10 protein-coding genes are annotated in these 12,683 nt (G+C 69.0%); 4 read left to right on the forward strand and 6 right to left on the reverse strand.

Going from position 1 to position 12,683, the window contains the following annotated elements; all coding sequences use genetic code 11:
• Window positions 1-23 precede the first annotated feature (23 nt).
• From GR702_RS14075 to GR702_RS14085, 3 genes are all read right to left on the reverse strand, one after another.
• A complete protein-coding gene (locus GR702_RS14075) occupies window positions 24-1,046 on the reverse strand; it encodes a CorA family divalent cation transporter (protein ID WP_237449711.1) in 1,023 nt (340 codons plus the stop codon).
• The gene (locus tag GR702_RS14080) at window positions 1,046-2,647 is read right to left on the reverse strand and encodes an inorganic phosphate transporter (protein ID WP_160986526.1); all 1,602 of its coding nucleotides are present in this window, start codon (window positions 2,645-2,647) and stop codon (window positions 1,046-1,048) included. The genes GR702_RS14075 and GR702_RS14080 overlap by 1 nt, the downstream gene beginning before the upstream one ends.
• A gap of 109 nt (window positions 2,648-2,756) precedes the next feature.
• Window positions 2,757-3,938 carry a capsule biosynthesis protein gene (locus tag GR702_RS14085; RefSeq protein WP_160986566.1) on the reverse strand — a complete coding sequence of 394 codons (1,182 nt, stop codon included), beginning with the start codon at window positions 3,936-3,938 and terminating at the stop codon, window positions 2,757-2,759.
• Window positions 3,939-4,318: 380 nt separating this feature from the next.
• Between GR702_RS14085 and GR702_RS14090 the strand changes: the two genes are divergently transcribed.
• On the forward strand, window positions 4,319-5,800 hold the full coding sequence (locus tag GR702_RS14090) for an LTA synthase family protein (protein ID WP_337192609.1): 1,482 nt from the start codon (window positions 4,319-4,321) through the stop codon (window positions 5,798-5,800).
• Here GR702_RS14090 and GR702_RS14095 read toward each other — a convergent pair.
• Window positions 5,784-6,584 (reverse strand): SDR family NAD(P)-dependent oxidoreductase, encoded by an 801-nt coding sequence (locus GR702_RS14095; RefSeq protein ID WP_160986527.1) that lies wholly within the window; start codon window positions 6,582-6,584, stop codon window positions 5,784-5,786. The genes GR702_RS14090 and GR702_RS14095 overlap by 17 nt on opposite strands.
• A gap of 103 nt (window positions 6,585-6,687) precedes the next feature.
• Between GR702_RS14095 and GR702_RS14100 the strand changes: the two genes are divergently transcribed.
• Window positions 6,688-7,299, forward strand: coding sequence for a sterol desaturase family protein (locus GR702_RS14100; RefSeq protein WP_160986528.1), 612 nt, complete (start codon window positions 6,688-6,690; stop codon window positions 7,297-7,299).
• A gap of 8 nt (window positions 7,300-7,307) precedes the next feature.
• A complete protein-coding gene (locus tag GR702_RS14105) occupies window positions 7,308-8,078 on the forward strand; it encodes an aspartyl/asparaginyl beta-hydroxylase domain-containing protein (RefSeq protein WP_160986529.1) in 771 nt (256 codons plus the stop codon).
• Between the two features lie 55 nt (window positions 8,079-8,133).
• Here the strand turns inward: GR702_RS14105 and GR702_RS14110 are convergent, their stop codons facing one another.
• Complete coding sequence (locus tag GR702_RS14110) at window positions 8,134-9,372, reverse strand: glycosyltransferase family 4 protein (protein WP_160986530.1); 1,239 nt, start codon at window positions 9,370-9,372, stop codon at window positions 8,134-8,136.
• 10 nt (window positions 9,373-9,382) lie between these two features.
• Entirely contained in the window at window positions 9,383-11,068 is a 1,686-nt protein-coding gene (locus GR702_RS14115) for a capsular polysaccharide export protein, LipB/KpsS family (protein WP_160986531.1), read from the reverse strand.
• Window positions 11,069-11,491: 423 nt separating this feature from the next.
• Here GR702_RS14115 and GR702_RS14120 point away from each other — a divergent pair, with 423 nt between their 5' ends.
• Window positions 11,492-12,526, forward strand: a complete 1,035-nt coding sequence (locus GR702_RS14120; protein ID WP_160986532.1) for a phytanoyl-CoA dioxygenase family protein — start codon at window positions 11,492-11,494, stop codon at window positions 12,524-12,526.
• Window positions 12,527-12,683: the final 157 nt, after the last annotated feature.

Raw genomic sequence — 12,683 nt, forward strand, 5'->3', positions numbered from 1 at the left:
GGACTTGCCTGTCGAGGCTGGCCTTACCGGAAGAAACCCCTGCTCCTGAGGAACAGGTAGGTCGCCAGCGCCGTGCCTCCAGCGACGAGCGTTGCGCCAAGCGTGCCGTACGACCCGGTGAACGGCAGGCTGCCGGTGTTCATGCCGAACAGCCCGGTCACCAGCGTGGCCGGCAGCATCAGCGCGGTCATCACCGATAGCAGGTAGAGGTTCTGGTTGGTGCGCTGGTCGGCCTGCAGGTCCAGCTCGTCGCGGAGCAGGCGCAGCTGCCCCTGCACTTCGAGCGCATCGGCATCGAGCCCCTGCAGCCGCTGCGAGAGCTTCTCCACCGTGGGATGCAGGGCTTCGGGAAGGTCGTCGTCCTGCTCCAGGCGGCGGAACACGCGCTGGGTGCCATCGAGCATGCGGTGGATCTGGGCGAGGCGGCGGCGGATGCCCAGAAGCTGGTGGCGGGTGGGCGGCTTGTGGCCTTCCAGAAAGCCGTCCTCGGCGGCCTGTACGTCGGTCGAAAGGCGGCGGATCACCAGGTCGATGTTCTGGCTGAGCGCGCCCACGAGGAGGTCGAGCGCGTGGGCCGCGCCCTGGATGCGCGCGCCGGCCTCGATCCGCTGGCGCACGATGTCCGCCGATCCCAGCGGATGGCGACGCGCCGTTATCACCAGATCGGGAGTGACCATGACCCGCAGCGCCCCCACGCGAGCGGTGTCGCCCACGTCGAAGTCCCGCTCAAGGTCGTGGAGGATGCAGCACACTGCGGTGCCCTCCACCAGGGCGCGCTGGTGCGAATCGGCGGAGAGCAGCAGCTCGCGCGTGGCCGGAGAGAGGCCCGCCGCGCCCTCGATCCAGCTGCGCGTGCCCTGATCGGCCAGGTTCAGGTGCAGCCAGCGGAACATGGCCTCATGGCCGCTGTCGCACGAGGATACCTCGCGCATGCCTTCGGCGTCGAAATCCCGGCCCCAGATGAGCCCGGGGCCCGGCCCCGCGCCTACCGGGAGGCTACGCGCGGGACGGGGAGACGCGCCGCTCGCGGTCGGCCCGTCGGCCATCAGAAGATCTTGGAGAAGACCGCGTAGAGGCCGCCCGCCAGCAGGATCGAGACCGGCAGCGTCAGGACCCAGGCCATCAGCAGGTTGCGCACGGTGCTCATCTGCAGGCCCGAGCGGTTCGCGGCCATCGTGCCGGCAACGCCCGAGGAAAGGACGTGGGTGGTCGATACCGGCAGGCCGAGGTGGTCGGCCGCGAAGATCGTGCCCATCGCGACAAGTTCCGCCGAGGCGCCCTGCGCATAGGTGAGGTGCGACTTGCCGATCTTCTCGCCCACGGTGACGACGATGCGCTTCCACCCCACCATCGTGCCAAGCCCGAGCGCGAAGGCGACGGCCACCTTCACCCATGTGGGGATGAAGCGGGTGCCCGCATCGAGCGACGCCTTGAAGCCGTTGACAGCAGCCTTGCGGCCATCGTCGAGGCCGGCAGCATCGTCCTTTGCCAGGCGCTTGATGGCTTCGGAGGCAAGATACATGTCGTTGCGCACGTTCTCCACCGCGGCGGCGGGCACGCGGGCGAGCGAGCCGTACTCGTCCACCTGGCGGTCGATGTCGCGGACCAGCACCGCAAGGGCGGCGGGAGTGCCGGGCTGGTACGTCTTGTCGGCGATGTAGCTGGTGACGGCGCCGCGCGCCTGCGCCGGCTGGATGGTGGGCGTCTGGCCACCTGCAAGCGCTTCGTAGGCGGCATCGGCCCCGACGTGGAATTCATCGGTGTAGCCTGCCGGGACCGCTCGGTTCAGGGCATAAGCGGTGGGGACCGTGCCGATCAGGATCAGCATGATGAGGCCCATGCCCTTCTGCCCGTCGTTCGATCCGTGCGCGAAGCTGACGCCGGTGCAGGTGAAGATCAGCAGGCCGCGGATCCAGAACGGCGGCGGCAGCCCGTCCTTGGGCTCCTGATAAAGCGCCTCGTTGCGGATCAGCACTTTCATGGCGAGGAACAGCAGCGCCGCCATGCCGAAACCGATCAGCGGCGAGACGAGCAGCGCCTGCCCGATTTCGGTCGCCTTGGTCCAGTCGACACCGGCCGTGCCGCTCTTCCCGTGCAGCATCGCGTTGGCGACGCCCACGCCGATGATCGAGCCGATCAGGGTGTGCGAGGACGAGGAGGGGATGCCCAGCCACCAGGTCGCCAGGTTCCACAGGATGGCGGCGATCAGCAGCGCGAAGACCATCGCGAAGCCCGCGCTCGATCCCACCTGCAGGATCAGTTCCACCGGCAGCAGCGAGACGATGCCGAAGGCGACTGCTCCGCTTGAAAGGAGCACGCCGAGGAAATTGAAGAAGCCCGACCAGACCACCGCGACGTTGGCGGGCATGGCGTTGGTGTAGATCACCGTCGCCACGGCATTGGCGGTGTCATGGAAGCCGTTCACAAACTCGAAGCCGAGCGCAATGATCAGGGCGAGGAAGAGCAGCAGGAACGGCAGCACCGCGATGGCGGACATGCCTGCCGAGCTGGCGTCGGCCAGAACGCTGTAGCCAACGTAGGCGATCGCGGCCAGGATGGCGGCACCGAAGCCCAGCTGCCCCGCCAGCCCCAACCCCTTGTCCAGCTCGGGCCCTTCGTAATTTTTCGCGGCTATCGTGGCGTTCACGGCGCTTTCCCCCTCGAGATCGGTACGATCAAGTAGGCAAAGTTCGTGACACGGGTGTTTCAATCTTTACGCTTCCGCAACCATCCAGCCAAGGTTCCCCTGGCGCCCGTCACTCGGGCGGCATCGGCCGTCCTTCAAGCCGGGCGACGGCATGGCGCACCACCTTGTCCAGGGCTTCCTCGGAGAAGAAGCCTCCCGGGATCAGGCATCGTTCGATGAGCACCCGGCGGAACGCGGCGAAGGTCTCGGGCGAGGGCGGCGGCGGATCCTGCCAAAAAGCGTCGATGCTGCCCTGGAACGTGATCTCGGCGATATCGTAGACCGCATGGCCCAGCGCCACCACGGGCACGCCTGCCGCCAGCGCGAAGGTACCGCTCGTGCTGTTGATGGTGACGACCCCCTGCGAGCCCTGGGTCACGGGAACGATGTCTCCCCAGGCGAGATAGTCCACCCGGTCTGCAACGCCGAAGCGGTTAGCAAGGTCTGCGGTTTCCTGCTGCCAGTCGCGCACGCCATTGTCGAGCGGATGCTCCTTCACCACCAGGCGGGTTCCGGCAGGCGCATGTGCCGCGAACGAGGCGATCACCAGATGCAGCGCGGGCAGGATACCGGCGAAGGGGGAGTGCAGCCGGATCTGCGCATCGGAATCGAGCTGGAGCGGGAACAGGAAATAAGGCGCCTGCGAGTGCGCGAGCCGCCCCATCAGCGCCGCCGCGCTCTCCTCGCGCTGCTTGCGGCGGCGCAGCTTGCGCAGCCAGCCCATGCCTTCGACCACCGGGTGCCAGGGGCGATGGTTGTTCCAGCCCGGATAGTACCAGCGCGTCAGCACGTCGGCGGCATTGTAGGCGAGCCCTTCGAGCGCCCGGCGGCGGAACGAGGACGGCACCTGGCTGTGCGGCGGAACGGGCGGCAGCGCGGCCGCCGTCGCGCGATACCACGCCGGGTCACGCGGCAGCGAGGAGTGGCCGTTGACGCCCCCCAGTTCCAGCGTCACCCAGTCGGGCCGGATATAGCCTTCCTCGAAGACGTGGACCGGCACGCCTGCATCGCGGCAGATGCGGATGGCGGGCATGTGGTGGTCTCGGCAGTCACCGAACAGGACGACGTCGGTCACCCGATGCACCTCGAGCAGCGCCTTGAAGGCGGCGGGCCACTCCGCCAGCGTGCCACGATAATCTATCCCGTTCGGGAGCCGCCAGAACGCCCGGTCGCCGCCGTTGAAGTTGACCTTGTGGACCTTGTGCCCGGTGCGCATCAGTTCCTGCCCGAGGCGGCGGAACAGCGGGCCCATCAGCCCCTGCAGCAGCAGCACCGTGCGGGATGCCCGTCCCTGCGCGGAGGAGCCGTCGGCATTGCAGCCCGCCGCCGCATTGTTGGCAGGTATAGGGATGGCAGTCGCTGTGGACGCTTTCCCCGCATCTCGATATTCTGGCATGCCGAAAGACGTGCTCCGTAATGACCGGCATCTGCTGCCCGGCGACAAGTACTTAGGTCGCAGGCCCGAATGCATGTCCGGCCGAGCGTTAGTAGGGTCGGAGACATGCGGCAAGCCCGGCAGGCTCCCTATCCGAGCCTGCGCAAGGTAGACGGAGTCGGCTGATGACAGCCTTGATCGCGGCCGCTATGAGCCCATCCCTTCCGCCCATGAGGGCATGAGGCTGCCACCGGTACGTGACTTTCGATGGACTGACATTCGGGGCGACGCTCCTTGGCGCGGGCCTCATCGATGCGCTGGTGCGCCCCCGCGCTGGCGAGCGTCCAGCCATGCGCACGGGCATGGGGCTGTGGCTGCTCGCCTGCATGAGCGCGGCGCTTTACGGCGCTTTCCTGGCCGTTTGCGGCAATGGCGGCGTGGCCATGGTGCTGGCTCTTGCCGTGCAGGCGCTCCTTGCCGTCGCTTCCAATGCCAAGCATGCGATGCTGGGCGAGCCACTCCTGTTCTCCGACCTGGCGCTGGTCGGCGCGGTGTTCCGCCATCCACAGTTCTACCTTTCGGCCGTGCGCCTCTCGCACCGGATCGCGGCGGGGATCGTTGCGGCGGTGCTGCTGGCGCTCGTCGCATGGCTTTCCGTGGCCGACATCGCCTCGCACATGGCCGGCCTGGCGCTTGCCATCGGCGCCCTCGTCACTCTCGCGATCACGCTGCGGCTTGCCTCTCCCGGCCGCCTTGTGCCGGACGCCCGGGCCCATGCCGACACCCGCCGGTTCGGCCTGCTTGCGGCGCTTCTCCTTTTCTGGCTGCGCTGGCGCGAAAGCCGCGATCCGCCGCCCTGCCCCGCCTTACCGAGAGCCGCGCCGCCGGCTCCGCCCGAACTGGTCGTCATGATCCAGTGCGAAAGCTTCGCCGATCCGGAGGAGCTTTTCGCCAACCCGGCCCTGGCGCTGCGCTCGCTCGGGAACGCACGGGCGAAGGCCTGGCGCTGGGGCAACCTCCACGTCAGCGGCTTTGGCGCCTATACCATGCGCACCGAATACGGGGTGCTGTTCGGCCGGGGCGAGGAGGAACTGGGGTTCCGCCGCTTCGACCCGTTCCTCACCGCCGTGGGCGAGGCAAGCTATGCCCTGCCCGCCCGGCTGCAGGCGGAAGGCGGCCCCGGATGGCGCAGCCTTTTCGTTCACCCGCACGACATGCGCTTTTACGGGCGCGATCGGATCATGCCGGCGGGCGGCTTTGCCGAGTTGGTGGGCGAGGACCGGTTCGCGCCGCCCGGTCCGGGCGAGGGCCGCTACGTGACGGACGCTGCAATGGCGGACGAGATCATCGCACTGGCCGCGGCGGCGAGCGGCCCAACCCTGCTATACGCCGTCACCATCGAGAACCACGGTCCCTGGGAGACGCAGGGCGGCGAAGACCTGGTCGAGGGCTACATGCGCCTGGTGCGCCGCAGCGATGCCATGCTGGGCGACTTGCTCGACCGGATCGCGGGCCTGTCCCGCCCGGCGCTGCTGGTGTTCTTCGGCGATCATCGACCGAGCATCCCGGGAGCCACGGCGCCCGGCGGCGATCGCCATACGCCCTACGTGATGGTGCGGATGGACGCTGCCGGCCGCATTCTTCCCGGCGACGATGCCCGCGCCGACCTGACCCCCGCGCAGCTGCACCACGCGGTGCTCGACGCGGTCCTCGGAACGCCGCTTACTCCGGCGGGGTAAGGCTCGACAGCACCCTGTCCCGCAAGGGCCCGGGCAGCAGGCGATCGATCCAGCGCAGCACCGCGAAGGGCCAGGGCAGCACGAGATGGGCGCGGCGCGTCTCGGCGGCCTGCGCGATCCGCGCGGCGACCGCGCCGGGCGCCATCAGCATCGGTTTCGGGCCCGGCACCTTGCGCCCGGCGGCGGTATCGATGAAACCGGGCGACACCAGCGTGACACTGACGCCGTGCCGGGCGACGCCGATCCGCAGCGCATCGGCGAAGCGGGCAAGTCCCGCCTTCGTTCCCGCATAGGCTGCGGCAAAGGGCAAGGCGTGGAACGCCGCGGCGGACCCCACAAGCACGATGCCCCCGCTTCCCCGCTCCGCCATGCGCGCCGCGATCGCGGCAGCCATCGCGGCGGGCGCCGTGAAATTGACAGTGCCGAGCGCCGCCACCATTGCGGCATCCTCCACAAGATCGCCGCTTGCCCGCACGTCTCCCCGCCCGGACGCCAGAAGAACGAGGTCGAAGGGATCGGCCGCGTCCTCGCCGGCCAGCGCGGCAAGCGCGCCATCGACATCGGCGAGATCGAGCGAGCGCACCGACACCTGGGCCCCGGCGGTCCGGCAGTCGTGCGCGACGGCCTCCAGCCGCGCCCGGTCCCGGCCCCAGAGGCTGAGCTTCACACCCGTTTCGGTATCGCTGCGCGCATAGTGGCGGGCCAGCGCTCCCCCTAGCCCTCCCGAGGCGCCGGTGATGAGGATGCGGCGAGTTTTACGGTTGTGCGGCAGTGTCTCCGTCATCGTCCTGAATTCATCGATCGCAATCCGCTTGTCATGTTTTAACCCCGTTCGGAGGCATCGCGACTTGACAGTCCCACACGGCTATTGTCCAGCATCGTCGGCAATGCCATCTCAGGTCTCCAGTCCACACCGCGTCCGGTTGTTCAAAAGCGAGCGCCTGGAAAAGCTTACCCTGATCTCGCCTCGCACCTTCGCGGTGAGCTGGGCGATCCTGCTGCCGCTTATCGCATGGACGGGCTGGGGCTCTGCCACGCTGACGAACGCCGCCGCGCTGATGGTCGCGGGCTTGCTGGCATGGACGCTCTTCGAATATGTGATGCACCGCTATCTCTTCCACCTCGAGAGCCGCTTCGCCCCGGTCCGCTGGGTGGTGTTCCTGATGCACGGCAACCATCACGAAACCCCCGGCGACCCCTTGCGCGGCCTCATGCCGCTGCCTGTCAGCGTGAGCGTGGGAGCGGTGCTGTGGGTCGTCAGCGTGGCGGTGCTCGGCCCTGCGGGAACGTGGCTTCTGCTTGGCTTCATGACCGGTTACGTGATCTACGATGCCCTTCATTACGCCTGCCACCAGTTGCCGATGCGCCGCGGCCTGGGCGCGGTCCTGAAACGCCATCACATGCGCCACCACCACATTGACGAGGGCGGCAACTTCGCCATCTCCGCGATCTTCTGGGACCGCGTGTTCGGCTCAAGGATCACGTCGCTGAAGCGCTGAGGATCGAGATGAACTGGCAGAACACCGTCAATGCGCGGGGCTGGAAAGTCCCGTTCGTGGGCAAGTCGCTGTTCCAGATCGGCAAGGACCTGCGCCCGGCGATCGACCGGGTCATCATGCGCAGCTCCAGAATCCCCGATGCAGCCGTGCAGGACAAGTCCTTCTTCCCCTGGATCGCCGAACTGGAGAGCCATTGGGAAGCCATCCGCAACGAGGCGCTTCGGATCCGGGCCGAGGACATACCATCGCTCGGCGACATTTCCTTCGACCATGGGCGCATCGCTGCCGATCGCCGCTGGCGAGCCTTCTTCCTCAAGGGCTATGGCTACCGCATGGAGGCCAACGCCGCGCGGGCGCCGGTGACGGCGGCGCTGATCGAGAAGGTGCCCGGGCTCGTGACCGCGAACTTCTCGGTGATGGAGGCCGGCGGCCACATTCCGCGCCACTGGGGAATGACCAAGGGCATGCTGACCTACCATCTGGCGCTCAGGGCCCCGCGTGAGCGCGAGAAGTGCCGCATGCACATCGAGGAAGGCGACAGGCTTCACGTGATGCACTGGGAGGATGGGCAGTCCTTCCTGTTCGATGACATGTTCAACCACGAGGTCTGGAACGAGAGCGACGAGGGCCGCTACATCCTGCTCATCCAGATCAAGCGCCCCTGCCGCTGGCGAGGGAACCTGATCCAGAACCTGTTTTTGAAGGGCGTGCGGCACTCGCGCTTCGTCAGGGATATCCGCAAGGCGATCGAGCGGGAAAGCAGCGCGCGGGCGCGTTGAAGAAGGCGGGGCGGCGGAGCGCGTCCCTTGCGCCCCGATGCCGCGCTTGCCGCACTCAGCCAGTCGGCGCCCCGGCGTTCTGGCTGAGCCCTTCGATTGCGCGCGCCACGATGGCGATGTGCTCATGCCAGCTCGGGTTATGCCAGCCGGGCAGGCGGGCCTGCTGGGCAAGGTGCGTCGCGCCGCGCCCGGCGTAGTCCATCACCGCCGTCTTCCAGCCCGGGCCGTCGAGCGGGTCGAGGTAATCGGGCGTGTCCCCCCCGACTTCGCGCAAGGCGGGCAGATCGCTGCAGATCACCGGCGTGCCGACCGAGAGCGCCTCGGCCACGGGCATTCCATAGCCTTCCGCAAAAGACGGCATGAGCAGCGCGCGGGCGCCGCGCAGCAAGGCCGAGAGCCGCGCATCCGGGCAATTGCCCAGCTCCTCCACATGCCCGACGAGCGCGGGGCAGCGCTCGAGCATGTCGACGATCTGCTCGTTCTCCCAGCCCCGGCGCCCGATCACCACGAGGCGCGGCACGGCGGCGGGCGGGAGCGTCTGCGCCAGATGGCGCCACAGGTGCAGCAGCAGCAGGTGGTTCTTGCGCGGCTCGATGGTGCCCAGGCACACGAAGTAGGGACGCCCGTCCCCTGCCTCGCCGGTAGCGGACGGCAGCGCCTCGGTTCCGAGCAGGGCAACGTGGATCGGGGTTCCCGGCCTTAGCCAGGGCGCGAGCGAGCGCCCCGTGGCGGCGGAATTGACGATTGCCGCGCCCCCGGTGGAAGCGATGGCCGAAGCGATCGTCTCGATCCGGCGGCGGTGGAGCGCCGCGCCCGAAGGCCGCGCATACTCTGGGTACTCGATCGGGATAAGGTCGTGGACGAGACACAGGAACCGTGCGCCCTCCCGCGCGAGGATGCGCCGGACCTTGGCCGCGTTCGTCAGGTGGTGCGGCGAGGCCTGGACATAGACGGGCGCGCACCCGTCATCGGCCGAGCCCACACCCCGGCGGGTCGGCAGCAGCGCCGCCAGTTGCGGCATGACCGATGACAGCGAGCGCTGGCGCGGCGGGGGGGCGGCATCGGGTGCCGCCACGCTCGACCAGCGGCGTTCAAGCTCGTCGAGGTAGGTTAGCGCCGCGCCTTGCCTCAGCCTGCCGTATACCCCGGAGGGATGCACGGCGGCAAACGACAGGCGCTCGCCATAAAGCGCGTGAAGCCCCCGTGCATAGGCCATCTCCACCCGGTCCACGCCCGACGGGGTGGAATAGCGCACGCGCGAGATCAGGCGCGATATGTCGAGGATCACGGTCATGCGGGGACGTTCATCGCAGGGCGTTCATCAGCTTGCCCTGCCATCGGCGCAGCGGCGCGATCCAGCTCAGGCGGTTGGTGGCGGCGGCACCGGCCATGCGGCCCACCAGAACTTCCGGCGGGCACGGCAGGCCGGTGACCGGATCGAGATAGCGCGGATAGAGGATCAGCACGCCCGCGACCAGCTGGTCGAGCGTGAGCCTGCGGGTGCGCCGCGCGGGAACATCGCCGAGATCGCGGGTGAGCCCCCACCCGGCATAGAACGGAGTGCCGTGGCAGGTCACCTCGCGCCCGCGCAGAAGCGCCTCGAACCCGGCCAGCGAACTGAGCACGTGCACGGCATCCACCTTGGCCAGCAGCGGCGCCATTCCCCCGCCGCGCACCACGCGATCCGCGAAGGCGAGCGCCTCGCTGTCGGGCACCGCGCCCTTCCGGTGACCGGCATCGACGTCGGGATGAGGGCGGAACCAGATCTCGGCAGCGGGCTCCAGCGCGCGGGCACGGCGCAGCAGCGCGAGATTGGGCCCGCCTGGCTCATGGACGAGGTCGCCCCCGGCGGCGAGGACCGACATGTCGTCCCCCACCTGCCCGGTGACGAGGACGAGCCGCCTTGCCGGGTCGCGAACAGCCATGCCGCCCTCCCCGGTATCGGCGGCATACTTGCTGATGCCCGCCGCCACGATCGCGTCCCGCAGCGCCCCCGCCCGCGCGAGCAGTCTTTGGGACATCGGGGCGCTTTCCAGCAAGGCCTCGAGGTCGCTCTCGCGCGAGGGATCGAAGTGGATGCCCGCGCGATCGACCACCACCGAGGAAGGCGGCACGAGATCGACCCCGAGGCCCACCGACCGCACGAACCCGTCCTCCACCCTGACCAGCGGCACGCCCTGCGCACGCGCCGCCTCCACGAGCGCTGTCGACACGCGCGAAGGCCAGATCGCGACCGCGCCGCCTGTGCGCCGGGCGATCCGAAGAGCGCGCGCCGGAGATGAGACGAGGGCGAGCGGGCGCTCCGGGTGCCAGAGGAAACGCCGTATCTCCGCCCGCTTCCACCATGCCATTCCGCATGCGGCCACGATCGCGCGGTTCGCATCGAGCGAGGCGCGCCACATCGCAAGGATGTCCACCACCGCGTCGAGACTGGACGCTGCTCCCGTGAAGGGATCGCGCCAGTGTGCCTGCGCAAGGGCGGTCGCCGCGCGCCTGTCGAGCGCCTCGCCATCGTCACCGGGCGCGCCGAACCGCCCTTCGGAGAGCACTTCCACGGCCACCCTTGCCGCGCGCGCGAGGACGATCCACTCGTCGTCGCCATGGGCGACCAGCAGCCCCGCACCCGGCAGCACCGACCAGGGATCGACGTCGAAGCGCCATTGCTCGCCGGCAAGCGCCCTGGCCCAGCGGGCCCGCTCGGCACGGCCCGAATGCGCCTTGGGGCATGGCAGGATCCACAACGCGCCCTTGCGGGAGAGGCTGGCGACCTCCTGGCGGTCGCGTGGACGCAGAACGACCTTAACCGGGCGGGCCAGGTCCGCCGGATCCGCCCAGAAGCGCCCGCCCACGCGCGCCTCGCGCACTGCCTGGAAGAGAGCGGCCGCGTCGAGGCACGCGCCGGGCTTGGCGGAGGGGCTCGACACCTCGACAGCGATGCCCGGAAAGGGCGGCGCACGCAGGATGGCGGCGCCGGCCACAGGGAGGCTCATGGCCGAGACCCTAGCCCGCCGGGCCTGCCCGATCCGACCCGCGCGGGAGCGACAACAAGCGCGGCGGCCGGAAGAGCGGCGGGTGGGTGCTTCGTGGGCATCATCCGCGATCTCATACCAGTCCATGGCGGTCAGGCAATGCAGGCCGCAAGACACGTCTGCGTTCCACGTGGAACGGGGCGTCGAGCCACATTTCAGAGGACGGGGGATTGCCAGCCGTTTCCCTCCCGGCCTAGGAACACATCGAGGCGGAAGTGGCCGCAACCTGCCGTACAGCGGGAACGCGCGCTTCGCGTTGCGGCATTTGAACCACTTGGGCCCTTGGAACATGAACCTTCGCGGACACGTCCTCACCAAAGATGCGGCTCAATTCGCAGTCGCCTGGACTGCTCCCACCCGCGCAGGGACGAAGGGCTGAGCGCCATGGGCCTCTCGCGCGCCTTGCTGGCACCGATCTGGGCCCTGCAGCTCCTGACCGGCGCGAAGAGCTTTCTCGACAATCCGCTGATCGGCTCGCGCCGGCTCAATGCACGCGGGCTCCATGTGGGCCGCGTGAAACTTGCCGCCGGGATGGCGGCGTGGCGTCGCCGCCGCCTTGCCAACAAGGTCCCGCGCGCCTGGCGCGAGGCATTCGACAGGGACGGCTTCGTGGCCATACCCGGCATCGTGCCCGAGGCCGAGTTCCCCGCCCTGCGCGAGGCGCTGCTCGCCTACGAGGCTCCCGCGCGCGAGATGCGGCAGGGCGATGCGATCACCCGCAGGTTCGCGATCGATCCGGCCATGCTGGCGGCCGTGCCGGGGCTGAAGACCTTGCTGGAGCGTGCCGACGTGGTCGCCCTGTTCCACTACGTCGCCAGCTTCCGCACCGCGCCGCTGCACTATGTGCAGACCATCGTCAGCCACTTCGACGGCAACGAACCCGATCCGCAGGAGGCGCTGCACGCTGACAGTTTCCATTCCTCGATGAAGGCCTGGCTGTTCCTGAACCCGGTCGCGGCGGACCAGGGGCCGTTCACGTATGTGCGGGGCTCGCACCGCTTCACGCCCGAGCGGCTCGACTGGGAGCGCCGCCGCTCGCTCGCGGACCCCAAGGCGGTCGACCGCCTTTCGGGGCGCGGCTCTCCGCGCGTCAGCGCAGAGGATCTGGCGGCGATGAAGCTGGGAGACGCGGAAGCGCTGGCGGTTCAGGGCAACACACTGGTGGTGGCGGATACGCTCGGCTTCCATGCGCGCGGAGCCTCGGCGCGCCCGGGCGAGCGGGTGGAAATCTGGTCGTACTCGCGGCGCAACCCCTACCTGCCCTGGCTGGGCGGCGATCTCCTCAGCCTGCCGGGACTCGCCGAGCGGCGCGTCAACTGGCTCTGGGCCCTTCGCGACAGGTTCGAGGCACGCATCGGCCAGCCATGGCGCCCGGTTGGCAAGCGCCGTCCGACGGACACCGTGCCGCCGGCTTCCTGAAAAGTCCCCCCGCTCGGGTGGGCCGACAGGAGCAATCCGCGCCGCCGTATCTCCCCTGCAGCCGGTTTCTTTCGGACCTTTGCGCGCGGTTCCTTTGACGCTCAGATCGGCCCGGCGACGGCTACCCCGGGCACCTGCAGGATGGCTGCGACACGCC

The organism is Novosphingobium silvae, assembly GCF_009856825.1.
Taxonomy (GTDB): domain Bacteria; phylum Pseudomonadota; class Alphaproteobacteria; order Sphingomonadales; family Sphingomonadaceae; genus Novosphingobium; species Novosphingobium silvae.